This window comes from Roseobacter phycocola (assembly GCF_042055075.2).
GTDB lineage: Bacteria > Pseudomonadota > Alphaproteobacteria > Rhodobacterales > Rhodobacteraceae > Roseobacter.
Genome location: NZ_CP194010.1, coordinates 2,283,153 through 2,306,680, shown reverse-complemented (window position 1 = coordinate 2,306,680; position 23,528 = coordinate 2,283,153). Strand labels below are relative to the sequence as shown.

The 23,528-nt window shown below is 60.6% G+C and carries 25 protein-coding genes and 1 other RNA gene; 19 read left to right on the top strand and 7 right to left on the bottom strand.

Annotated features, from left to right (window positions below):
- Positions 1-11: 11 nt before the first annotated feature.
- The 9 genes from AB4K19_RS11360 to rpmG all read left to right on the top strand — a co-directional run bounded on the left by AB4K19_RS11360 (position 12) and on the right by rpmG (position 6,919).
- Positions 12-668 (top strand): ceramidase domain-containing protein, encoded by a 657-nt coding sequence (locus AB4K19_RS11360; RefSeq protein ID WP_375228474.1) that lies wholly within the window; start codon positions 12-14, stop codon positions 666-668.
- Positions 669-697: 29 nt separating this feature from the next.
- The gene (gene gatC / locus AB4K19_RS11355) at positions 698-985 is read left to right on the top strand and encodes an Asp-tRNA(Asn)/Glu-tRNA(Gln) amidotransferase subunit GatC (protein WP_375228473.1); all 288 of its coding nucleotides are present in this window, start codon (positions 698-700) and stop codon (positions 983-985) included.
- Positions 985-2,472, top strand: a complete 1,488-nt coding sequence (gatA, locus tag AB4K19_RS11350) for an Asp-tRNA(Asn)/Glu-tRNA(Gln) amidotransferase subunit GatA (RefSeq protein ID WP_436397598.1) — start codon at positions 985-987, stop codon at positions 2,470-2,472. The genes gatC and gatA overlap by 1 nt, the downstream gene beginning before the upstream one ends.
- A 34-nt stretch (positions 2,473-2,506) precedes the next feature.
- On the top strand, positions 2,507-3,274 hold the full coding sequence (locus AB4K19_RS11345; protein WP_375228471.1) for a hypothetical protein: 768 nt from the start codon (positions 2,507-2,509) through the stop codon (positions 3,272-3,274).
- Positions 3,225-3,962 carry an N-acetylmuramoyl-L-alanine amidase gene (locus tag AB4K19_RS11340; RefSeq protein ID WP_375228470.1) on the top strand — a complete coding sequence of 246 codons (738 nt, stop codon included), beginning with the start codon at positions 3,225-3,227 and terminating at the stop codon, positions 3,960-3,962. The genes AB4K19_RS11345 and AB4K19_RS11340 overlap by 50 nt, the downstream gene beginning before the upstream one ends.
- Before the next feature lie 82 nt (positions 3,963-4,044).
- An RNA gene (rnpB, locus tag AB4K19_RS11335) (RNase P RNA component class A) lies at positions 4,045-4,474 on the top strand.
- Between the two features lie 23 nt (positions 4,475-4,497).
- Positions 4,498-5,205 (top strand): SDR family NAD(P)-dependent oxidoreductase, encoded by a 708-nt coding sequence (locus AB4K19_RS11330; protein ID WP_375228469.1) that lies wholly within the window; start codon positions 4,498-4,500, stop codon positions 5,203-5,205.
- 178 nt (positions 5,206-5,383) lie between these two features.
- The gene (locus tag AB4K19_RS11325) at positions 5,384-6,565 is read left to right on the top strand and encodes an ammonium transporter (RefSeq protein ID WP_436397597.1); all 1,182 of its coding nucleotides are present in this window, start codon (positions 5,384-5,386) and stop codon (positions 6,563-6,565) included.
- A 186-nt stretch (positions 6,566-6,751) separates the two neighbouring features.
- Complete coding sequence (gene rpmG / locus AB4K19_RS11320; RefSeq protein ID WP_011454349.1) at positions 6,752-6,919, top strand: 50S ribosomal protein L33; 168 nt, start codon at positions 6,752-6,754, stop codon at positions 6,917-6,919.
- A gap of 67 nt (positions 6,920-6,986) precedes the next feature.
- Here the strand turns inward: rpmG and AB4K19_RS11315 are convergent, their stop codons facing one another.
- The 3 genes from AB4K19_RS11315 to AB4K19_RS11305 all read right to left on the bottom strand — a co-directional run bounded on the left by AB4K19_RS11315 (position 6,987) and on the right by AB4K19_RS11305 (position 8,635).
- Positions 6,987-7,448, bottom strand: a complete 462-nt coding sequence (locus AB4K19_RS11315; RefSeq protein WP_436397595.1) for a cupin domain-containing protein — start codon at positions 7,446-7,448, stop codon at positions 6,987-6,989.
- A 75-nt stretch (positions 7,449-7,523) separates the two neighbouring features.
- On the bottom strand, positions 7,524-8,261 hold the full coding sequence (locus AB4K19_RS11310; protein ID WP_375228467.1) for a Bax inhibitor-1/YccA family protein: 738 nt from the start codon (positions 8,259-8,261) through the stop codon (positions 7,524-7,526).
- 164 nt (positions 8,262-8,425) lie between these two features.
- Positions 8,426-8,635, bottom strand: a complete 210-nt coding sequence (locus tag AB4K19_RS11305; protein WP_375228466.1) for a DUF1127 domain-containing protein — start codon at positions 8,633-8,635, stop codon at positions 8,426-8,428.
- 123 nt (positions 8,636-8,758) lie between these two features.
- Here AB4K19_RS11305 and AB4K19_RS11300 point away from each other — a divergent pair, with 123 nt between their 5' ends.
- The 5 genes from AB4K19_RS11300 to AB4K19_RS11280 all read left to right on the top strand — a co-directional run bounded on the left by AB4K19_RS11300 (position 8,759) and on the right by AB4K19_RS11280 (position 13,119).
- Entirely contained in the window at positions 8,759-9,640 is an 882-nt protein-coding gene (locus tag AB4K19_RS11300) for a LysR family transcriptional regulator (protein ID WP_375228465.1), read from the top strand.
- A 469-nt stretch (positions 9,641-10,109) separates the two neighbouring features.
- Positions 10,110-10,481, top strand: a complete 372-nt coding sequence (locus tag AB4K19_RS11295) for a helix-turn-helix domain-containing protein (protein ID WP_375228464.1) — start codon at positions 10,110-10,112, stop codon at positions 10,479-10,481.
- A 60-nt stretch (positions 10,482-10,541) separates the two neighbouring features.
- Entirely contained in the window at positions 10,542-11,357 is an 816-nt protein-coding gene (gene hisN, locus AB4K19_RS11290; RefSeq protein ID WP_375228463.1) for a histidinol-phosphatase, read from the top strand.
- Complete coding sequence (locus AB4K19_RS11285; RefSeq protein ID WP_375228462.1) at positions 11,354-12,694, top strand: 8-oxoguanine deaminase; 1,341 nt, start codon at positions 11,354-11,356, stop codon at positions 12,692-12,694. Before hisN ends, AB4K19_RS11285 begins: the two co-directional genes overlap by 4 nt.
- Entirely contained in the window at positions 12,694-13,119 is a 426-nt protein-coding gene (locus AB4K19_RS11280; RefSeq protein ID WP_375228461.1) for a CAP domain-containing protein, read from the top strand. Before AB4K19_RS11285 ends, AB4K19_RS11280 begins: the two co-directional genes overlap by 1 nt.
- Positions 13,120-13,124: 5 nt before the next feature.
- On the opposite strand, the gene guaD is transcribed toward AB4K19_RS11280, so the two are convergent.
- Entirely contained in the window at positions 13,125-14,420 is a 1,296-nt protein-coding gene (guaD, locus tag AB4K19_RS11275; RefSeq protein WP_436397593.1) for a guanine deaminase, read from the bottom strand.
- Positions 14,421-14,527: 107 nt separating this feature from the next.
- Here guaD and mgtE point away from each other — a divergent pair, with 107 nt between their 5' ends.
- Positions 14,528-15,919: a magnesium transporter gene (gene mgtE, locus AB4K19_RS11270; protein ID WP_375228460.1), complete on the top strand. Its 1,392-nt coding sequence runs from the start codon at positions 14,528-14,530 to the stop codon at positions 15,917-15,919.
- Entirely contained in the window at positions 15,916-16,479 is a 564-nt protein-coding gene (locus AB4K19_RS11265) for a 5-formyltetrahydrofolate cyclo-ligase (RefSeq protein ID WP_375228459.1), read from the top strand. Before mgtE ends, AB4K19_RS11265 begins: the two co-directional genes overlap by 4 nt.
- Here the strand turns inward: AB4K19_RS11265 and AB4K19_RS11260 are convergent, their stop codons facing one another.
- Positions 16,480-17,313, bottom strand: coding sequence for an SDR family NAD(P)-dependent oxidoreductase (locus tag AB4K19_RS11260; RefSeq protein ID WP_375228458.1), 834 nt, complete (start codon positions 17,311-17,313; stop codon positions 16,480-16,482).
- 188 nt (positions 17,314-17,501) lie between these two features.
- Here AB4K19_RS11260 and AB4K19_RS11255 point away from each other — a divergent pair, with 188 nt between their 5' ends.
- The 3 genes from AB4K19_RS11255 to AB4K19_RS11245 are packed head-to-tail and all read left to right on the top strand — an operon-like array spanning position 17,502 to position 21,054.
- On the top strand, positions 17,502-18,314 hold the full coding sequence (locus tag AB4K19_RS11255) for a TIGR00282 family metallophosphoesterase (RefSeq protein ID WP_375228457.1): 813 nt from the start codon (positions 17,502-17,504) through the stop codon (positions 18,312-18,314).
- Positions 18,311-19,222, top strand: coding sequence for a DMT family transporter (locus tag AB4K19_RS11250; RefSeq protein ID WP_375228456.1), 912 nt, complete (start codon positions 18,311-18,313; stop codon positions 19,220-19,222). The genes AB4K19_RS11255 and AB4K19_RS11250 overlap by 4 nt, the downstream gene beginning before the upstream one ends.
- Before the next feature lie 53 nt (positions 19,223-19,275).
- Positions 19,276-21,054 (top strand): SLC13 family permease, encoded by a 1,779-nt coding sequence (locus tag AB4K19_RS11245; protein WP_375230882.1) that lies wholly within the window; start codon positions 19,276-19,278, stop codon positions 21,052-21,054.
- On the opposite strand, the gene AB4K19_RS11240 is transcribed toward AB4K19_RS11245, so the two are convergent.
- Together AB4K19_RS11240 and AB4K19_RS11235 are read right to left on the bottom strand one after the other, a co-directional pair.
- On the bottom strand, positions 21,037-21,513 hold the full coding sequence (locus tag AB4K19_RS11240; protein WP_375228455.1) for a hypothetical protein: 477 nt from the start codon (positions 21,511-21,513) through the stop codon (positions 21,037-21,039). The two genes, AB4K19_RS11245 and AB4K19_RS11240, sit on opposite strands and share 18 nt — an antisense overlap.
- A gap of 233 nt (positions 21,514-21,746) precedes the next feature.
- Positions 21,747-23,519 (bottom strand): SLC13 family permease, encoded by a 1,773-nt coding sequence (locus tag AB4K19_RS11235; RefSeq protein ID WP_375228454.1) that lies wholly within the window; start codon positions 23,517-23,519, stop codon positions 21,747-21,749.
- Positions 23,520-23,528 lie beyond the last annotated feature (9 nt).

The window sequence follows — 23,528 nt, the reverse complement described above, 5'->3', positions numbered from 1 at the left end:
AAGGATTAAATTTGGAACTGACTCGCCAGATCGACGCTTACTGCGAGCGCATGGACCCGGGCTACTGGGCTGAACCGGTGAATGCGGTCACCAATCTTGCCTTTATCATCGCCGCCATCGTGCTCTGGCGCCGGACGGCCGGTGACGGCATGGCCCGCGCGCTCTGTGTCGTGGTGTTCTGTATCGGGCTCGGCAGCTATCTGTTTCACACGCACGCGCAGGTCTGGTCAGCGATCGCCGATGTCGTTCCGATCGGCGCTTTCATTCTGCTGTATCTCTACGCCATCAACCGCGACGGCTGGGGGCTGCGGGGCTGGCGGGCACTGGTTCTGACGGCGCTGTATGTCCCTTATGCTGCGCTGACCGTGCCATTGTTTGGCCTGATCCCTGGGCTTGGGTCATCGGCCGGTTACGCACCGGTGCCGCTGCTCATTCTGATCTATGCTTTTCTGCTGCGCAGACGTGCGCCGGTGCTGGCGCGGGGTATGGCCATCGGAGCGGGCATTCTGATTGTGTCACTGACGTTCCGCACCATCGATATTCCGCTGTGCGATGCCCTGCCGCTGGGCACGCATTTTGCCTGGCATCTCCTCAATGGTCTGATGCTGGGCTGGATGATCGCGGTTTACCACGCGCACAGGCTTGGCAACAGCGCGGGCGCGCGGTAAACGGCGGCAAGAGCAAAGAGGATCACCGAATGTCGATTGACGAGAGCACCGCTGCGCGTGTGGCCAAACTGGCCCGCATCCGGGTTGAACCCGAAGCGCTGCCGGCACTGGCCGGGGAATTCAACACCATTCTGGGCTTTATTGAGCAGCTGAGCGAAGTTGACGTCGAAGGCGTGGAACCGATGACCTCCGTCACGCCACAACGGCTCAAGCGTCGGGTGGATGAGGTGCAGGACGGCAACCAGCAGGAAAAAATCCTGTCCAACGCGCCGGATGCGCGCGAGGGCTTCTTTGCAGTGCCGAAGGTGGTTGAATAATGACGAAGCTGAATGAACTGGGCCTTGCAGAGGCACGCGATGCGCTGCGCGCGGGCGAGACCACGTCGCGGGAGCTGACCGAAGCCTGTCTGACGGCGATTGATCAGGCGGATGTCCTGAATGCCTTCGTGCACAAGACACCGGAACTCGCACTGGACCGCGCCGCCGCTGCCGACGCACGGATCGCGAAAGGAGATGCGCCGGCAATGTGCGGGTTGCCCATCGGCATCAAAGACCTGTTCTGCACAAAGGGTGTGGCCAGCCAGGCAGGCTCACGCATCCTCGAAGGTTTCCTGCCTGAATATGAAAGCACGGTCAGCCAGAATCTCGCGGATGCGGGGGCGGTGATGCTGGGCAAGCTGAACATGGACGAATTCGCGATGGGCTCGTCCAACGAAACCTCTGTTTATGGTGATGCGGTCAATCCGTGGCGCCGGGGCAATGATGACACGCCGCTGACACCGGGCGGGTCGTCCGGTGGGTCGGCTGCCGCGGTGGCCGCTGATCTCTGCCTTGCGGCAACAGGCACGGATACCGGTGGATCAATCCGCCAGCCTGCGGCCTTTACCGGCACCGTCGGGATCAAACCGACCTATGGGCGTTGTTCGCGCTGGGGCATCGTTGCCTTTGCGTCCTCGCTGGATCAGGCAGGGCCGATGACGAAATCCGTGCGCGATGCCGCAATCATGCTCGAAGCGATGTGTGGCCATGATCCGAAGGACAGCACATCCGCGGATCTGCCCGTGCCGGATTTTGAGGCCGCGCTCACCGGTGACGTGCGTGGCAAAAAGATCGGCATCCCCAAAGAATACCGCATGGATGGCATGCCCGATGAGATCGAGGCTCTCTGGCAGGAGGGCATCGCGACGATGAAGGATGCGGGGGCCGAGATCGTGGATATCTCCTTGCCGCATACGAAATACGCGCTGCCTGCGTATTACGTTATTGCGCCCGCTGAGGCGTCGTCGAACCTCGCCCGCTATGACGGCGTGCGCTATGGCCACCGTGCGCGGCTGGAACAGGGCGATGGCATCACGGAGATGTATGAAAAAACCCGCGCCGAAGGCTTCGGGCCGGAAGTGCAGCGGCGTGTGATGATCGGCACCTATGTGCTGTCTGCCGGTTTTTATGATGCCTATTACAACCGGGCCCGGCGGGTCCGGACACTAATCAAGCGTGACTTTGAGCAGGTGTTTGCCGAAGGTATTGACGCGATCCTGACACCGGCGACACCCTCATCTGCCTTTGGCCTCGGTGAAATGACGGATGCTGATCCTGTGGCGATGTATCTCAATGACGTCTTTACCGTGACCGTAAACCTCGCCGGTCTGCCCGGCGTTGCTGTGCCGACAGGTCTCGACCACCAGGGTCTGCCGCTCGGGCTGCAACTGATCGGGCAGCCCTGGGCCGAAGCCGACCTTCTGTCGGCAGCCTGGCGCCTGGAGCAGTCCGCGGGCTTTGTGGCAAAGCCAGGAAAATGGTGGTAGCCTGAGGCAAATCAAAAACCCGGCAGGCTCTTTCATGCGTTTTCGTTTTGTCTTTGTTCCATTCCTGATGGCAGGGGTCGCGGCCTGTGCGCCTCAGATCCCTGATAGCGCCCGGGGCGTCGGTTTCGGCACCTCGTTCGAGGAACAGCAGGCGCGCGATGCGGCCCTGCAGAACAGCCAGTTCCGGGTGCCGGAAACGGTCCGCGCGCCCGTCGGAGGCACCGGCGCCCCGCCGCCCGAAACGGGTGTCAGCCCGGTTCCGGGCTCTGCCGAAGCCACCGCCGCAGAAACCACGCGCGTCCTGGATCAGACACGCACCGGTCCCGCACCGGACAGCGCCGCGCTGAACTCCGGTATTGAACCAGTGCAGGCCAGCCCGTCAAATCCGGCGCCGGTGGTGGTGAACAATCCGGGTATTTCAGACGAGAATGACTTTGAAGCAGTCGCAGGCCGCCAGACGATTGAAAGTGATGCTGCGCGCATCGAACGCAACCGGGCACAGTACCAGGTGGTCCAGCCGCAGGCGCTGCCGGAACGCAGCGGTGACAGTCAGCCCAATGTCGTGGCCTTTGCACTGCAGACGTCGCACCCGGTCGGCGCACGCGTCTATGCGCGCGCGGGCCTGAATGGTGCGGCACGCGCTGAACGGAACTGCGCAAAGTACGCGTCACCTGATCTTGCTCAGATTGAATTTCTGGAACGGGGCGGCCCCGCACGTGATCGTCTGGGGCTGGATCCGGATGGCGATGGATATGCCTGCGCCTGGGATCCGACGCCCTTCCGCAGGGCATCTCAGGGCTGAAGCGGCGGTGCTGCACCGCCCGTCTCCGAACTTTGGGCCTCGTAAAAACGGCCTTCTTCCGGAGATTGTTGTCATTCACTACACCGCGATGCAAAGCGCCGAAGCGGCGATTGCCCGCCTGAGCGATCCGGCAGCGGAAGTGTCTGCACATTACATCATCGACAGGCAGGGCGCCGTGACCCGTCTCGTGGACGAAGAGCACCGCGCCTGGCACGCGGGCGCAGGCGCGTGGCGTGGGCTGGAGGATATCAACTCCCGATCGATCGGTATTGAGCTGGATAATACCGGTGCACATCCGTTCCCGGAACCGCAGATGGCGGCGCTCGAGAACCTCCTGAGGGACATTGTGCAACGCTGGGAAATTTTACCGACAAACGTGATCGGACATTCCGACATGGCCCCAGGCCGCAAAACAGACCCCGGGCCGCGCTTTGACTGGGCGCGGCTGCAGATGCGTGGCCTCGCTGCCTGGCCTGATTTTCAACCTGTCTCAGAGCATTTTCGTGACGGGTTCGATCCAGCAGAATGTACAGAACTCCTGGCGGAAATCGGGTACACTGCTGACGGGCCCCTGTCTGCCAAGCTGCAGTCTTTCCGCGACCGGTTCCTGCCTGCATCGGAAGGGCCACCGAACGGTGCGGACCGCTTGGTGATGTTGTCTTACCTCAATGACTTCGGTGCCGCGTGACAGATGCCTTAGTGCAGTCGCCTCTGCATTTCTGAATATGCCCATTGACTGGGCTGTCAATTGCGCGCAAGACGCGCAACGCGTGGAAGGCCGGATGGCCGCGGCACCGGTCAAACGGTGTCGAGGAAAGTCCGGACTCCGAAAAGCAACGGTGCCGGGTAACGCCCGGGCGGGGAGCGGCGGGGAAACCTTCCGGGAACCCGACGGAAAGCGCCACAGAAAACAAACCGCCAGATGCAGGGTCGGGCAACCGAAACCGGCACCTGGTCAGGGTGAAACGGTGGGGTAAGAGCCCACCGCGTGCCTGGCAACAGGTGCGGCATGGCAAGCCCCACCGGGAGCAATGCCAAATAGGGATCGCGTGTCCGGGTGACCGGACGGGGCCGCTTTTGCCCCCGCAGATCCGGGTTGGCAGCTATAGCTGTCCGGGCAACCGGGCAGTCAGAGGAATGGTCATCGATCCGGGGTTCGCCCCCGGGGAACAGAATCCGGCTTACAGGCCTTCCACGCACCTGAAAACCAGAAGGATCAAGTCATGGAGCTCAAAGGGAAAACAGCAGTTGTCACGGGTGGCAGCGACGGGATCGGCCGGCATATCTGTCTGAAGCTGGCGGCGGCCGGCTGCTGTGTCGCGGCGCTCGGGCGGAACACTGAACGGCTTGAAGCTGTAGAGGCTGAGATGACTGCGGCCGGTGCGCCGAAAGCTGCGGGAATTGTTTGTGACATGACGGACCCTGCCGCGATTGCTGCTGTCGCCACCGAGATTCCACAGCGTGTCGGTGCGCCTGATATTCTGGTGAACAACGCGGGCATCTGGCACAAAACCGGGCCGTTGGACACGATTACCGAAGATATGCTTGAGGCGACGATCCGCACGAACCTGACGGGCACAATCCAGCTCACACGGGCATTGTTGCCCGGTTTGCGTACCCGTGGCGAGGCGGCTGTTCTGAATGTCATCTCGAAGTCGGGTGTCGTGGCGCAGGCCGGACAGTCGGTCTACACGGCGACCAAATACGGGATGCGCGGATTTACGGACGTTCTGAAAACAGACGAAGCGGAAACCGGTGTGCGTGTTGCGGGCCTGTATCAGTCCGGGACCAACACCGGCATGTTTGCCAAGGCAGGCGAGGACGTTCCGAACCATATTTTCACCGAACCCGATGACCTCGCGGACGTCGTGGTGTTCATGCTGTCACGGCCTGCGAAGCTGTGGATGCATGAAGTGCGCGTCGAGCTTTGAGGGTGAAGCGGTGATTTCAACGCGCCGCTTTTTTCACCACAAGCCCGCCCAGAGCGCTTAATTTTGAGGCGTTTTCAGAATTGGCGCATAAACGGGCACCATGTGTGGTTTCTGCTGTTTTATTCGGCAGGTCTTTGTTCCACCCACAGCGCAATTCTGACGTGGGGAGGAAAGAATCATGGTTGGTGCGGATACCGCCTGGATCATCGTGGCAACGGCGCTTGTGCTGTTTATGACGCTGCCGGGACTGGCGCTGTTTTATGGCGGGCTTGTGCGGGCGCGCAACGTGCTGAGTGTTTTCATGCAGTGCTTCTCGATTGCCTGTCTGATGAGCATTCTCTGGCTGGCGCTTGGCTACTCAATTGCCTTTGGCGACGGGGACGCCTGGTGGGGCGGTCTGGGCAAGGCCTTTCTGAACGGCGTTGATGCCGAGACGGTATCGGGCACTATCCCGGAAGTACTCTTTTTCGCCTTTCAGATGACTTTCGCTATCATCACACCGGCGCTCATCGTTGGTGCCTATGTTGAACGTATCGGATACGCCTTTGTCATGGCGTTTTCCGGCCTGTGGATGCTGATCTGCTATGCACCGGTCGCGCACTGGATCTGGGGCGGGGGACTGCTGGCCGGCGCTGGATGGTCCCTGTTTGCCGATGGCGTAAACGACTTTGCCGGTGGTATTGTCGTGCACCAGACAGCAGGTATCGCAGCCCTTGTGCTTGCCGCTATGCTCGGGCCGCGGCGCAACAGGAACGTGCCGCCCCACAACCCGGGCATGGTGATGATCGGGGCTGCCATGCTCTGGGTCGGCTGGTTTGGCTTTAATGGCGGATCGCAGCTTGCAGCGGACGGGGGCGCCGCCATGGCGCTGACCGTGACCCATATCTCTGCCGCGACGGCGTCGCTGACATGGGCAGGCTGGGAAAAGTTCCGCTACGGCAAGGCGTCGCTGGTTGGCATGGTCACCGGTACAATCGCTGGTCTCGCCTCCATCACACCGGCCTCGGGCTCAGTCAGTCCCGTTGAGGCACTTCTGATCGGGGCCGTCGCGGGCATTATGTGTCAGGAACTCTGCGGGGTCGTGAAAAACGTGCTCAACATCGATGACACGCTGGACGTTTTCGCGGTGCACGGGGTGGGCGGCATGTTCGGCATCATCATGCTGGCGGTGTTCGGTCACGCGTCCTGGACGGCGCAGCTGGGCGGTCTGGCGGTGGTCGGTGTCTGGACGCTGGTTACGACCGTTGTGATCATCTTGGTTGTGCGGGCTGTCGTGCCGCTGCGGGTGTCGGATGAAGAGGAAACGACCGGTCTGGATCTCAGCGCCCATGGCGAACGCGCCTATGATATGTCGTCTTAAACGGCGCAAATGAAACGAGGTAAAAGCCCGGGGCGCAACATGCTCCGGGCTTTTGCCGGAAGCATACATGAAATGAACGCCAGGCCCGGCTTTTGCGGTTGACTCAGGCCCGCATCCGGGTAAAAGCCGGGCTTCAGGATTTCACGCCGCCCCTCACCGGAGCAGGGCAGCAGCAGGAGACACACCATGGCCAAGCCAACCACGATCAAGATTCGTCTGAACTCCTCGGCGGGGACAGGTCATTTCTACGTCACAAAGAAAAACGCGCGGACGATGACCGAAAAGATGGTCGTGCGTAAGTACGACCCCGTCGCGCGTAAGCACGTCGAATACAAAGAAGGTAAGATCAAGTAAGATCGCCTGATGCCGAACGACCGAAAGGCCGCGCTTTATGCGCGGCTTTTTCCGTTCCGGCGACGGGTCAGAAAGGCTTTTCCGCGGGATTGCCGCTCAGATCGGTGTAGCGCCTTGTGTCCGTTGTCCTGTCGTAGTGCAGCACGCGTTTTAAGTCGGGGTAAGTAACACGGTCCTGCGGAAGCCGCGTGCCGATCACCAGGTAGCGCACAGGCTCTGGTGAAAGGTTGCGCAGGCAATGGGCCGTGTCATCGCCTGCAGGCCAGCAGGCGGCGTCTCCGGGGCGCAGCAAGTGTTCTTTTCCATTCTCCCGCAGGGTGACCTCACCTTCGAGGATATAAACCATCTCATCCTCGCTGGCGTGCCAGTGATCATATGAGGAGGCGGCGCCCGGCGCGAGTTCTTCGACAAAAGCACCAAACTGGGTCAGCCTGCCGGTATCACTCAGCAACTCGGTTTTGTACTGGCCCAGAGCATCGTCCGGGGGACCGATATCTGCCTTTGCCGTTCCTGCGGGAATGCGTGTCATGGATTTGCTTTCTGCCATTGAAAAAGCCGGGCACTTTCGTACCCGGCTTCTGAATTCAGTTCACTGTGGCGCTGCTTATTCGCGGTTGCCGAAGAGTTGCAGCAGCATCATGAACATGTTGATGAAGTTCAGGTACAGGCTCAGAGCGCCCATAATGCCCGACTTCTGCAGCCATTCCTGGTCGCCGTGGTGCGCGTGGGCCAGGTACGTGTTCTTGATGTTCTGTGTGTCGTACGCGGTCAGACCGGCGAAGATCAGAACACCGAGCGCGGAGACCGCAAACATGATCGCCGGCGAGCCGAGGAAGATGTTGACGATGGATGCAACCACAAGGCCGATAACGCCCATGATCAGGAAGCTGCCCCAGCCGGAAATGTCTTTCTTGGTGGTGTAGCCCCAGAGCGACAAGCCGGCGAAAGCGATGGAGGTGATCAGGAATATCTGAGCGATCGACATGCCGGTGAAAGCAACAAAGATCCACGAGATGGACAGGCCCATAACGCCTGCGAAGGCGTAGAAAAACAGCTGCGCTGCGGCGGCCGAGAACCTGTTGATCATAGCGCCGAACATGAACACCATGCCCAGCGGCGCGAACATCACGATCCAGCCCAGAATATTGGGTTGCAGCGTGATCGGGTCACGGAACACGGCCATCAGCGCGGGTGCCGTGCCAACGGCCCAGGCAACAGCAAAAGTGATCAGCATGCCTACGGACATTGTCGCGTAGACTTTGTTCATATGGGCGCGCAGTCCCTCATCAATCTGGGCGGCGCGGGATCCGGCCGCTGACCGGATTGTATTCACGTCAGCCATCTAAAGACCTCCAGTTAAAACATCTGGCGCGTCAGACCTTCTGCGCGCTCTCGCGACAAATATCGGTGGCGAAGGTGTCTATTTCAAGGCTTTTCGGTCGGGAATGCGCGGGTTTGCCCCGATTTGGTGAATAAGAGGTTAATGTGCACCGGAATCCCCACTTTTCAGCGGGTTTTCCAGCTGTCCGGAACGTCCCAGATGGTCAGCGACGCTTCGTGCCGGGCGTCGCCAGCAGAGATTCCGACATCCGCGAGGCCAGCGGCATCGAGTTTCGCCAGCGCGCGGCGTGTACGCCAGAGGCTGAGGCGTGACTTCAGAGAGGTACGGCGGGGGCCATGCGACGCGGGGCGGGTGATTGTATCTGTAAAAAACATCGGACTTTCCTTTCCGTTCTGTGATGTGTTTGCCGATCATGATCAGCGATGTTGATTTATATGATTTGTTGTGGTTCATTTGGAAAGTGAATGTTTGTTGGGATAAACATCAGGGAAATTGATATGAGAAATCTGGACATAACGACCCTGCGCTCCTTTGTGGCTGTTGCTGATGCCGGAGGTGTCACGCGGGCCGCCGGTTTTCTGCATCTCACGCAGTCTGCGGTTTCCATGCAGCTGAAGCGGCTGGAGGAACTGCTGGGGCTTGAGTTGCTGGACCGGTCGGGACGGACCATCGCGCTGACAGCGTCCGGAGAACAGCTGCTGGTTTATGCGCGACGTATGATTGCGCTGAACGATGAGGTGATCAGCCGACTGACGGACCAGGCCTATGAGGGAGAAATCGTTCTGGGTGTTCCGCACGACATTGTGTACCCCGCTATCCCGCAGGTACTGAAACAGTTCCATGCGGCTTTCCCCAGGGTCAAAGTTCAGCTTGTGTCCTCCTACACTCTGGCGCTGAAACAACAGTTCGGCAGGGGGGAGTGCGACATGATCCTGACGACAGAAACGGACACTGAGCCGGGCGCTGAGACCCTCTGCAGCAAGCCGCTGCGCTGGGTTGGTGCGCCGGGTGGTGCGGCGTGGCGGCAACGACCACTGAAGCTGGCTTTTGGCAGGTTATGTACCTTCCGGCCACGCGTCGTAGAGGCGCTCGATACCGCCGATATTCCCTGGGACGTGATTGTCGAGACCGAAAGCGACAGGACCATCGAGGCGACGGTGAGCGCCGATCTGGCGATCCATACGATGATCGAGGGGACCGAGCCACCCCACCTGGAAAAGATAGAGCATGGAGGTGCATTGCCGGAATTGCCGGTTCAGCTGATAAACCTGCACGGTGCCCAGACGGGCAAAGGGCTGGTGCACGACAGCCTTGCGGATTTGCTGCGCAGGGCCTTTTCCGGCACTGAAGCACCGCGCCTCAGGTCAGTCGCCGGGTGATGCTGCAGCTGCAATGGATTCGCAAAAACCGTTTATCTTCCGTTTATTGACGTAACGTCACAAAAGAGAAGCTCGGAAATCCGGGGGCGTCAGAATGAAAGCTGGTGTGCAAAAATGCAGATGTATTGTCATATTTCCGCACACGACGTTAACCTTCATTTCAGTTTTTCATGAGGCTGCCCACAACCCATAAGTGTGCGGTCGAAAACGAAAAATCCGAATACTTGTACGCAATTGCAAGGGATCTCAGGTGTTTTTGAGACAATTCGGTTCATAACTCCGGGCATTTCAATCTCTGAAATCCCGCAGGCCGGAATCTGCGCGCCTGTCCGGACACGTCATTTTTATTGATCTGTGTGTCAATTTCCATATTATTTCGGCTGTAATCAGTTTGTGGCGTTCGATGTCACGGTTCATGACTTCATCGCCTCGCGCCCGGAGGTAACCGGGCTGAATTAAGGAAATACAAATGGCGCACTTAGTGGATGTCCATGTAGGGAAGAAAATTCGGCAAAGACGCTGGCTCGTCGGCATGACACAGCAGAAACTGGCCGAAGCCGTTGGGATCAAATTCCAGCAGATCCAGAAATACGAGACCGGGGCCAACCGTGTCAGCGCATCCCGGCTCTGGGACATAGCCGACGCTCTGGAAGTGGATGTCGCCTTTTTCTTTGAGGGGCTGAAATCTGACGGCGCCGAAGAAACGCAGGCGGATGCAATCCCGGCTGATATGATGGGCGACAAGGAAGCAATGGACCTCGTGAGGTCTTATTACGCGATCCCTGAAAATCAGCGCCGGCGCCTGTTCGAACTGGCACGTGTGCTGAGCGACGTCGCCTGACCGGAATTTGCGGCGGCCTGGCTCTTGCATGGGCGCTGCACAACTGGCACGTCTTTCAGAATGACTGACAATGCCCGACACAGCTGCGACCTGAGCAGCATTACCAATATTGCTAACGAAATGGCCGATGCTGCACGCGCGGCCATTTTGCCGTTTTTCCGCAATGCTGGCACGCTGACCGACAACAAACTGGACGACGGCTTTGATCCCGTCACAGAAGCTGACCGGGCAGCTGAGCTGGCCATGCGCGACGTCCTCGCCAGACACCGTCCCGACGACGGCATTCTGGGCGAAGAGTTCGGAGCGCTTTCCGGGAAAACCGGACTGACCTGGGTCCTGGACCCGATTGACGGCACCCGAGGTTTTATCAGCGGCACGCCCACATGGGGCGTTCTGATCGCGGTTGCTGACAGTGCCGGTCCGTTCTTCGGCATGATCGACCAGCCGTATATCGGCGAACGTTTCTGCGGCAGTGATGCCGGCGCTTTCTGTGACGGCCCGCTGGGGCGTCGCGATCTGCGCACCAGAAAGGATAACTCTCTGGCGCAGGCAACTGTTTTCACGACATTCCCGGAAGTCGGTTCAGAAGAAGAGGGTGCGGGCTTTCATGCAGTCGCCTCGGGTGCGAAGCTGACCCGTTATGGCATGGATTGTTATGCATATGCTCTTGTCGCTGCCGGGCATGCCGATCTGGTGATCGAGGCCGGGCTTCAGCCCTATGACATTCAGGCACCTATCGCAGTGGTCGAAGCGGCGGGCGGAATAGTGACCGACTGGCAGGGCGGTCCGGCACATATGGGCGGCCGCGCCGTCGCAGCAGCAAACCCGGATCTTCACGCAGAAGCGCTGGAAATACTGGCGAAGGTATCTGCGTGAAAGAACTTCTGATCCGGGGCGCCGACCATCTTCTGACGATGGATGATCAGCGTAGTGAGCTTGCTGGCGCTGATGTGCTGATCCGCGGTGGAACCGTTGCTGGGGTTGGGCTCAACATTCAGTCAGATGCGCCTGTTCTGGATGCGACCGGCTGTGTCGTGACCCCCGGACTCGTGAACACCCATCATCATCTCTACCAGAGCCTGACGCGCGCTGTGCCCGGCGGCCAGGATGCATTGCTCTTTGGGTGGCTGCAGACGCTGTACCCGATCTGGGCCAGGTTCACGCCAGAGCATTTTTTCACCTCGGCCCAGGTCGGTCTTTGTGAGCTGGCACTGTCCGGCTGCACACTCAGCAGCGACCACCTTTACCTGTATCCCAACGGCGCGCGTCTGGAGGATACGATCCACGCCGCAGCAGAGGTGGGCCTGCGGTTTCATCCGACCAGGGGTGCAATGAGCATCGGCGTGTCGCAAGGTGGGTTGCCGCCGGATGATCTGGTCGAACGCGAAGCCGACATCCTTGAGGACTGCATTCGTGTCATAGATGCGTTCCACGATCCGGCCGACGGGTCAATGTGCCGCGTTGGGGTTGCGCCCTGTTCGCCTTTCTCTGTCAGCCGCGATCTGATGCGGGACGCAGCAGTTCTTGCGCGGGATAAAGGCGTCATGATGCACACGCATCTTGCGGAAAATGACGAGGATATCGCCTATTCGCTGGAAACCTTCGGATGCCGGCCGGGGCAATATGCCGAAGAGCTGGGCTGGGTCGGACCGGATGTCTGGCATGCTCATTGTGTTAAGCTGAACGCGTCAGAACAGGCGCTTTTTGCCCGGACCAAAACCGGTGTTGCGCATTGCCCGTGTTCAAACTGCCGGCTTGGCAGCGGGATCGCACCTGTCCGGGCCATGCGGGATGCCGGCGTTCCGGTCGGGCTGGGTGTTGATGGCTCGGCAAGTAATGATGCCGGCAACCTGGTTGCTGAGGCCCGGCAGGCGATGCTGCTGCAACGGGTGGCGTCCGGTGCTGATGCGATGAGCGCGCGCGAAGCGCTGGAAATTGCGACGCGGGGCGGCGCTGAGGTCCTGGGACGCTCTGACTGCGGGCGCATAGAACCCGGCGCACGGGCGGACATAGCAATCTGGGATGTGTCCGGCATTGAAGCCGCAGGGAGCTGGGATCCCGCTGCTCTGCTGCTGGCAGGGCCGGTGACGGTGCGGGACCTTTTGGTTGAGGGCAGGGTGATCGTACGCGACGGCCAGATACAGACCCTGGACATGGCCGGACTGATTGCACGTCAGAACAGGCTGGCGGCCGATCTGCGGGAGACCCTCTGATGCGCGTTGCTGGTCTCGCGGCAATTTGCGCCGGCTGCGCGGGAAATGCGCTCGCTGACTCCGCAGCACTTGATGCCCTGAATGCCTTCCGCACAGACAATGGCCGCAGCACGCTGCAGTATTCGGTCATGCTGGAACAGGCGGCGCGTGCACATGCACAGGATATGGCAGAGGAGAATTTCTTCTCCCACACCGGCAGCGACGGATCGGCTGTCGCGGATCGCGTTGCGCGCGCAGGCTATGGGTGGTGTGTTGTGGCGGAAAATATCGCCAAAGGTCAGGAGAACCTGACCGAAGTCATGGCGGCCTGGGCCGGCTCAGAGGGTCATCGCCGCAACATGCTGTCCCGGGAAGTCGCCGATTTCGCGCTGGTGCAGGATGAAGGGAATATCTGGGTGATGGTGCTGGCCAGTTCCGGCTGCTGACACACCTAACGGGCGATCCGCTCTCCATTGATCCAGACATCCGCAACTGCGCGGTCGTCCCCCATCATAATGGTTGGAAACACAGCTTCCCAGATGTCTGTGGCGCGCGCGTTTCTCTGCGCAATGGCGGGGGTGGAGGCAAGATCGAGAATGGTCAGATCCGCTGCATTCCCGGGCCTCAGGCGCCCGATCTCATCACCCATGTGCAGGCTGTCCGCAGACCCTGCTGTGGCCAGCCAGAGAAGCTGTGCGGCGTGCAGCGCGGTGCCCCGGAGTTGCGCTATTTCATAGGCTGCAGCCATGGTGCGCAGCATTGAAAAGGACGAACCACCTCCTGTGTCAGTCGCCAGTCCCAGCCTGATATCGTGCGCGGCCAGACCTGCAACATCCATCAGGCCGGAGCCGATGAAGGAGTTGGATGTCGGGCAATGCACCAGTGCGGCCCCGGTCTCAGCAAGGCGGTCTTTCTCGCGGTCGGTCAGATAGATGGCATGGCCGAAAACGCCCCTGTCGCCCAGCAACCCATGGGCTTCATAGGTGTCCAGATAATCCCGCGCACCCGGAAACAGGTCAGCCACCCAGGCGACCTCGTCCGGTTGCTCCGACAGATGCGTCTGCATCAGGCAATCGGGGTGTTCCGCCCACAAAGCGCCCATCGCCTGCAGTTGTTCCGGCGTTGAAGTGGGCGAGAAACGCGGGGTGATGGCGTACTGCAGCCGGTCGCGGCCGTGCCACCGTTCCAGCAGTGCTTTGCTGTCATCATATGCGGATTGTGGGGTATCTTTCAGACCGTCTGGCGCATTCCGGTCCATGCAGGTCTTGCCCGCCACAACGGCCATGTTGCGGGCCTGTGCTGCGTCAAAGAAGGCATCAACGCTGGCCGGATGGATCGTTGTGTAGGAACAAACAGTTGTGGTGCCATGCGCTTTGATCAGGTCGAGATAGCGCGCGGCTGTTTCGCGAGCAAAACCCGCCTCGGCAAAGCGCATTTCTTCCGGGAAGGTGTAGCTGTTCAGCCAGTCGATCAGCTGTTTGCCCCAGCTGGCGATCATGGCGGTCTGCGGGTAGTGCGCATGGGCATCCACAAACCCCGGGCAGATCAGTTTGCCGCTGTAATCGACAGGATGTGCGCGGGGATGTGCCGCGCGCAGATCATCTGCATTGCCGACAGCCGAAATCCGCCCGTTTTCGGTCAGAACGGCCCCGGACGTATTGATCCGCACCGCGTCCTGCCAGGGGGACGTCATTGGATTTCCGGATGTCTCGAACGTCGCGCCGGTCAGAAGAAACTGTGTGCTCATGCAGCGATACTAGGCAGTTCGCAGCACCGCCACAACGGGGGACGCGCGACCATTGTATCCCGCCGGTGCCGCCCTTATGGTCCGCACATGCAAGCAAGAGGGTCGTGATGTCGGATCAGACAGATCAGATTGAACCGGAGGCAGAAGACGACGCTTATCTGCTGGGGCCCCGGGCCATTGCTTCGATCCTTTATGCGGTTGATATCGAAGACCGGGACAAGCTCACCGAACTGATGGAGCCTCTGCATGCGGCGGATATTGCGGACCTTCTTGAGCAGATAAATGCCTTTGACCGCACACGGCTGATCCGCCTATACGACCGTGAGTTTGACGGTGAAATTCTCTCTGAACTTGATGAAGGCCTCCGCGAAGAAGTCATCGGTGTTCTGACACCGCAGGTGCTGAACCAGGCTGTGCGCGAGATGGACAGCGACGATGTTGTCGATCTGGTAGAAGACCTTGAGGACGATCAGCAGGAAGCCATTCTTGATGCGCTGGAAGACTCGGACCGGGCCGCCGTTGAGCAGGCACTGAGTTACCCGGAGTATTCCGCCGGGCGGCTGATGCAGCGCGAGGTCGTCATGGCCCCGGAGCACTGGACCGTCGGCGAAGCGATTGATTATCTGCGCGCCACACCTGAAGACGATCTGCCCGCGCAGTTTTATCACATGGTCATTGTCGACCCGCGGCTGCATCCGGTTGGCAACGTCACGCTTGGCAAGATCATGCGGTCCAAACGCGAAACCCGTCTGATGGATCTGCGCGAAGAGACGTTTCAGGTCATTCCTGTGATGCAGGACGAATCCGATGTGGCCTATGCCTTTAACCAGTACCACCTGATCTCGGCCCCGGTTGTTGATGACGAGGATCGTCTGATCGGGGTGATCACAATTGACGACGCCATGGTAGTTCTGGACGAGGAACACGAGGAAGACATCCTGCGCCTTGCAGGCGTCGGCGAAGGCTCATTGTCGGACAGGGTTCTTGAGACAACAAAACAGCGCCTGCCCTGGCTGGCGGTCAATCTGGTGACAGCCATCGCGGCGTCGATGGTCATTGCTCAGTTTGAGGTGGCTCTGGCTCAGATTGTGGCGCTGGCCGTGCTGATGCCGATTGTCGCCTCGATGGGTGGCAATGCCGGTACGCAGTCGCTGACCGTCGCGGTGCGCGCGATTGCCACCAAAGACCTCACAGGTGCCAACGTCTGGCGGGTGATCCGGCGCGAGGTTCTGGTGGGTCTTGTGAACGGAACGATTTTTGCCGTGGTGATGGGCATTGTGGGCTTTGTCTGGTTCGGCTCGCCCGCCCTGGGATATGTCATAGCGGCAGCGATGGTCATCAACCTGGTGGTAGCCGGGCTTGCAGGCACGGTCATCCCGGTGATCCTGGAACGCGTCGGGGTCGATCCGGCGCTGGCCTCAGGCGCCTTTGTGACCACCGTGACGGATGTGGTTGGTTTCTTCGCATTTCTGGGTCTCGCCGTGCTGGTGCTGCTGTGAGCGGTGATCTGACGGCGGTAAAATCCGCGGCCCGCAAGGAAGGGTTCGCCCGTCGCAAAGTGGCGCATGCCACCGACACCGGGGCCGGTGCGGGGCATCTGTCCTCTTTTCTGGCGGGGCACCGGGGTGTTCCGGTGTCCGGCTATATGCCGATCCGGACCGAAATCAGCCCGCTGCCCGCGATGGACGAAGCCGCCGCGCACGGCCCTGTTGGCGTGCCGGTGATCACCGGGGCAGGTGAGCCGCTGCGGTTTGCCCGGTGGGAGCCCGATGCAGCAATGACCGAAGGTGCGTTTGGTGCGTTGATCCCGGCCGATCCGCTGTTTTTTGAGCCGGAAATCGTGATCGTCCCGCTCGTGGCGTTCGATGGCGCGGGTGGGCGCCTGGGCTATGGTGGCGGCTTTTATGACCGGACGCTGGAGATGCTGCGGGCCCGCCGAGCAACACTGGCCATTGGTTTTGCCTATGCCGCTCAGCAGGCCGCCGGCCTGCCGCTGGAGCCGACCGACCAGCCGCTCGATCTGATCATCACCGAGGAAGGGATCACGGATTTCCGCTGATTAGCTGCCTTCGAACCGGGTGAACGCGTCTTTCCACTCCGGGTGCCAGCGCGACAGGGCCGGACGGTTTTCCGCGATATCCCCTGCAGCCCAGAGCACCCGCCGGGCATCTTTTGCTTCTGTGACATCGTTGTCCGGACAGAGGATATAAAAATCTCCCTGTGCGACGCGGTCGAACAGATAGTCTACGCATTCGGTGCTGGTCCAGGCGGCGGGTGGTTTTTCCGGCATGAAAGCCGCGATCATCCCGGTATAGGTGAAACCCGGCACGAACAGATGCGCGCTCACCTGGCTCGCTTCCTCGCGCAACTCATGTGCCAGCTGTTCGGTCAGAACTTTGACCGCTGCCTTGCTGACGTTGTAGGCCGGGTTTCCGGGAGGCGTGGTGATGCCCTGCTTGGAGCCGGTGTTGATCACCGCAGCGGCGCGTCCGGCGTCCTTCATGCGCGGCACAAAAGCCTGTACGCCGTTCAGAACGCCATAAAAGTTCACGTCGAGAATTTGCCGCCAGGCATCCGGTTCAGTCGTTGTGCCTGTCGGCCGCGCCATGCCCGCATTGTTCATCAGCACCGCGACCGGACCAGAGGCAAAAGCCTGGTCTGCAAGCTCATGCATGGAAGCGGCGTCCGCGACATCGACCACAGTGGTCTGCACACTGGCCCCGCCTGCCTTCAGGCCTGCGGCTGCCTGTTCCAGCGCGTCCGCATCACGGTCTGCAAGCAACAGGTCAAATCCCCGGCCCGAAAGCAACTCTGCTGCCGCCAGACCCACACCGCTTGCACCACCGGTAATGACCGCAAGGCCGCCGCGTTTCTCAGTCTCTGTCCATGTCATGTCGGGTCCCTAACATTCTGTGCGCCAGTCTGGATGGTGGGCGCGGGTTCTGAGGCAGCCACGTTGGCACAGCACAGCCATACGATGCAACTGACAGTCCCGCGGCCGCTGCCCACGCTGTCGGTGCGGGCAAAAAATGTTGTTGTGGCTCTTGCTCTGCACCTCAGGCCGCCATAGGGCTGATCGTTATGAAGATCCTGTTTCTCGGCGATGTTATGGGGCGGGCCGGACGGCGCGCTGTCACAGAGAACCTGTCACGCCTCAGGGCGGACTGGAAACTGGACTTTGTTGTCATCAATGCGGAAAACTCCACGTCCGGTATGGGGCTGTCCGGTGCGCATGCAAAAACGCTGCTGGATGCCGGGGCGGATTGCCTGACGCTCGGTGATCACGCCTTTGATCAGAAGGATATGCTGCAGTTCATAGAGCAGGAACCCCGCATCATCCGCCCGCTGAATTTTTCAAAAGCTGCGCCGGGTAAGGGGGCCGCGCTCTTCACAACCAAAACCGGCCGCAAGGTGCTGGTGGCTCAGGCGCTGGGTCAGGTATTTATGAAGCGCCCCTTCGATGATCCTTTTTCTGCGCTGGAGCCGGTTCTGAAAACCCACCCGCGCGGGGGCATGGCGCAGGCGGTTATTGTGGATTTCCACTGCGAGGCCACGTCCGAGAAAATGGCGATGGGGCATTTCTGCGACGGGCGGGCCAGCCTCGTGGCAGGGACGCACACGCATGTACCGACGGCGGATGCGATGGTTCTGCCGCGCGGCACGGGGTATATCACGGATGCGGGCATGTGCGGTGACTACCACTCCGTGATCGGAATGGAGAAAACAGAACCTCTGCGGCGGTTCCTGACGGGAATGCCAAAGGAACGTTTCACACCGGCCAATGGCGAAGCCACGCTGTCGGGAGTCTATATCGAAACGGACGACCGGACCGGGGCAGCGACGCGTATTGCAATGGTGCGCAATGGCGGATTGCTGGAACCTTCGGGGCCATGACGCACCTGACACGCCGTGAAATCCTGTTCCTGACCGGTATGCTGGTGATCATGGGGGCGGGTTGGGGCATGACACTGCCGCTGACCAAAATCGCCGTATCGACCGGATACAAACACTTTGGCCTGATCTTCTGGCAACTTGCGATCGGCGCCGCGCTGATGGCGGTAATCGGGTTGCTGCGCGGTACCAGCCTTCCGCGTGCGCGCCCGCAGATCGGCATCTGCCTGATGGTGCTTGTTGTGGGCACTGTCGTGCCGAATTCGACGTCGTTTCAGGCAGCGGTGCATCTGCCCGCAGGGGTTCTTTCCCTGCTGCTCTCGATGGTGCCGATGTGGGCTTTTCCGATTGCTCTGGCACTGGGACTGGACCGGTTTTCCGGGCGTCGTTTCCTTGGCCTGCTGTGTGGTCTGGGTGGCGTGCTTCTGATTGCGCTGCCAGGAGCCGAGGCGCTGAACCTGCCGGTCTTCTGGGTGATAATCGCGCTGGTCAGCAGCCTCTGCTACGGTCTCGAAGGCAATCTGGTGGCACGCACAGGCACCGCTGGGATGGACCCGTTTCAGGTGCTCTATGGTGCCTCGCTGATGGGGGCCGTGCTGATGCTGCCGGTCGCGGTGCTGTCCGGACAATGGATTTCTCCGGCAGAGGCGCTCACCCCGGAAGGTCAGGCGCATATCCTGGCTTCGGTTATCCATGTGCTGGTTTATGTAGGCTACGTGTGGCTCGTGGGCCGAGCGGGATCCGTGTTTGCCGTCCAGGTCAGCTACCTTGTGACCGGCTTTGGCGTGCTGTGGGCCCGGCTCATCCTGGGGGAGGCCTATGCGCCCGGAATCTGGGCAGCCATGGCGCTGATGTTCGCAGGGATGTACCTGGTGCAGCCGCGCCCCCGACAGGCGCTTGCCCGATCCTGAGCAATCGGCCAGAGTGCTGCAGATGCCACAATGACCAGGACAGGCGCTCCGTGATTTCGCTGTTCGACTTTTCCCAGACAACCGGCGCACTGCTCACACTTCTTGTTGTTGCGGTCATGTTCACGCTGTTTGTGCGGGAGACCTTCCCAACCGAAGTGGTGGCCATTGCCGGTGCTGCGCTGATGCTGGCGCTTGGTGTTCTGCCCTATGACAACGCGCTGGCTGTGCTGAGCAATCCCGCGCCCTGGACAATTGCGGCGATGTTCATCGTGATGGGCGCGCTGGTCCGCACCGGCGCTCTGGATGTACTGACGCGTCTGGCAGAGAAATATGCGCGCACGCATCCCCGTTCCGCTGTTGCAGGCGTTATCCTGTCCGTGATGGGCGCATCAGCGATCATGAACAACACGCCCGTTGTGGTCGTTATGATCCCGGTCGTGGTCCAGCTTAGCAAAACGCTGGGAACCCGGGCGTCCAAACTACTGATCCCGCTGTCTTATGCAGCAATCATGGGCGGTTCGCTGACCCTGATCGGGACGTCAACAAACCTGCTGGTAGATGGTGTGGCACGTGGTGAAGGGCTCTCGGCCTTTACGATTTTTGAGATTATGCCCGTGGGCCTTGTCGTTTGCCTGTGGGGGCTCTTTTATCTCAGCGTGATCGCGCCGCGTCTTTTACCGGATCGGGACAGCATGGCCAGTCTGCTGTCTGATCCGTCGCAGAAGAAGTTTTTCACCGAAGCCGTGATACCGCCCGACAGTAACCTGATCGGTGAGGCAGTGCTGGACGTCGCGCTTTTCAAACGGGATGGTGTGCGGCTGGTTGACGTGATCCGGGGCGATGCCTCCCTGCGTCGTGCGCTGCAGGGCGTGACGCTTCAGACGGGTGACCGGGTGGTTCTGCGGACACGGATGACCGAACTGCTGGGCCTTCAGAACAACCGTGAACTGCGGCTGGTGGATCAGGTATCTTCGGTCGAAACCACAACGGTTGAGGTTCTCATCACGCCAGGCTGCCGGATGATCGGCCGGATGCTGGGGGCGCTGCGTCTGCGCCGCCGCTACGGTGTCTATACGCTCGCGGTCCACCGGAGAAACCAGAATATCGGCCGTCAGCTGGATGATCTGGTGGTACGTGTCGGCGATACGCTGCTGCTTGAGGGCGCGCCGGAAGACATAAGCCGCCTCGCTGCGGATATGGATATGGTTGATGTGGCGCAGCCCTCGGAGCGTGCGTATCGCCGAAGTCATGCTCCTATCGCCATCGCCGTGCTTGTGGGAATTGTGGGGCTGGCCGCACTGAATGTGGCTCCGATCCTGCTGCTAGCGGTGCTGGCGGTGGCTCTCGTGCTGGTCAGCGGATGTATTGATGCGGACGAAGCCTTTTCCTTCGTCGACGGGCGGCTCCTGGCGCTGATTTTCTCGATGCTGGCGGTTGGCGCGGCGCTTCAGCATTCGGGGGCCGTGGCGCTGATCGTGGACGCGGTGTCCCCGGTTCTGGCGACCCTGCCACCGGGCGCTGTCCTGCTGGCAGTCTTTGTGATGACCTCCACGCTGACAGAACTGGTATCAAACAATGCGGTGGCGGTGATCATGACGCCGCTCGCCATCGGGCTTGCGATCGCGCTGGGACTTGATCCGCGGCCCCTGGTTGTGACCGTTATGATTGCGGCGTCCTGTGCCTTTGCGACACCGATCGGGTATCAGACGAACACGCTGGTTTATGGTCCCGGTGGATACCGGTTCACCGATTTCATCCGTGTGGGGCTGCCCCTTAATCTGTCAACGGCTGTCCTGGTGTCACTGACAATTCCGCTAATCTGGCCGCTCTGACGGTGCCGTGATGATGGGGGGCGCACCACAGACTGTGGTCATGCCGTCCTCATCGACATAAGACCAGCGCGATACAACAAGGTGGTAAGTGCCTGTTTCCCAGCCCCATTCGTCCCTTTGTACGCGGCGGCGCCATGCGCCTTCGGCGCGGATTGGCCAGCGAATGCGGTCTGTGTCCGTTTCCTGGATACCTTCGGCTTTCGCCGCGGAGCGGGCGCGCGACAGCATGGTTTTGAGACGACGTTCAATCGGTGCGGCATCCCGGGCACGGCGCCCGGCAAAGAATACGTCGACATCGTACTTCGAATTCACAAACCCGCGAATGATCAGATCACCGCGGTCATTCCGGCGCATCTGGGGCACAAGTTCCACCACCAGACTGCTGATGGCATTCTGGAACAGGCCAGCATCCTCGGACGCTGGGGTGACTTCATGCGCTGGCCTTCGGTTTTGGTGCATTTCCGACCCGGGTTCTGAACACTCAGCGCCCGACCCCGCGCAGGCGCGCGTTGGCAGAGCTCCGAGAGTTACCAGTAGCATTGACCCGTTAATGAATTCTTTTTTGAGCCGTCAAAACGATTGCATCACACCCGTGCATCACGCCGACCCCGGCTGTCCGCTTTGACCGCGGTGGCTGACCAGTGCTGAACCCTGCCTCCGGTCGGGCGGGTGCGCTCGTGGCCCCTGTGTTGTCAGAGCGGCCAGAACACCAGAATTGCCGGTACTGAAACCGCCACCACGAGGATTTCCAGCGGGAGCCCCATGCGCCAGTAATCGCCAAACCGGTAACCTCCCGGTCCAAGAATAAGCGTATTGTTTTTGTGCCCGATGGGGGTGAGGAATGCGCTGGAGGCCGCAACGGCCACGGCCATCAGGAACGGGTCAGGCGAGACATCAAGCGACAGCGCCATCTGGATGCCGACAGGTGCCGCGACGATGGTCGTTGCGGTGTTGTTGAGCACATCTGACAATGTCATTGTCACGATCATCAGCACCGTCAGCACGGCCCAGGGCGGCAGCCCTTCTGTCCAGCTCACGAGTGCCCCCGCAATGAGCTCAGTTCCACCGGATGTTTCCAGTGCAGCACCCAGCGGGATCATCGATCCCAGCAGAACCACTACGGGCCAGTTGATGTGATCGTACAGTTCAGCCAGTGGAACGATCCGGGCGAGGACATAGGCCACCACCACCAGGCCAAGCGCAATCGGCAGGTATATCAGCCCGGTGCTCGCAGCAAGCACAGCACCTGCAAAGAGACCGATGGCGAGCCAGACCTTGCGGTTTTCCGTGACCGCAAGTCCCCGGTCAGCCAGGGGCAGCACCCCAAGCCATTCTGCCACGTCGCTGCCGGTGTCACGCGGCACAAGCAGCAGGAGGATGTCGCCCGTCCGGATCTGTGTACGACGCAGGTTCTGGGTCAGCCTTTTGCCCTGACGCGATATGCCCAGCAGCACGGTGCGCTGGCGCCAGGCCAGACCGATGGCCTGAACCGTTTTGCCGCGGATCCGCGCGTCCTCCGGCACGGCCACTTCCAGGATTTCAACGCCGTCACCATCTGCGCGCAGCAGTTCCTCGCGCCGGGCGTCGGCCACTGCCAGGTCCAGACTGGTCCGGAATTCATCCAGCGCACTGGCGGTTGCCTCGATCACCAGCGCGTCGCCAGCCCGGATGATTGTATTCCGGGCCTGCCCGTATCGGCGCTTGCCATCACGGATCAGGCCAATCACCGCCACATCGGCCTTGTCTGCGGCGTCTGAAAGCTCCGCGACCCTCTTACCGATCTGTTTATTGCCTTCGGGTACAGTCAGCTCAGAGATATATTGAGATATATCAGCTGGTTCCGCTGAACTGTTGCTGCCCTGCGGGATCAGGCGCCAGCCAATCAGGGACACGAAAATAAGCCCGGCCACAGCCGCCGCTCCGCCGACCGGAGCAAAGTCAAACATCGCAAACGGTTCGCCCAGCGAGTCGCCGCGGATTGATGCGATGATGATGTTGGGCGGGGTCCCGATGAGCGTCGCCATGCCGCCCAGGATTGTCGCAAAAGACAGCGGCATGAGGCTGAGGCCCGGGGCCCGGTTTGCTTTGCGGGCCGTCTGGATATCGACCGGCATCAGGAGTGCCAGGGCCGCAACATTGTTCATAAAGGCCGACAGGACCCCGCCGACAGCTCCCATCAGCGCGATATGCGCACCAAGGCTGCGCGAGGCATCGACGAGCGTGCGCGTGATCAGGAACACAGCGCCCGATCGCACGAGGCCGGCTGAGACCACCAGCACAAGCGCCACGACGATAGTGGCCGGATGCCCGAAACCGGCGAAAGCCTCGCTGGTCGGAACCACCCCGAGAACCACAGCCGTCATAAGGGCTGCGAAGGCGACGATATCATACCGGAAACGGCCCCACAGAAGCAGTCCGAAGACCGCGCCGAAAAGGGCGAACAGGATGATCTGATCCGTTGTCATGACAGGTGT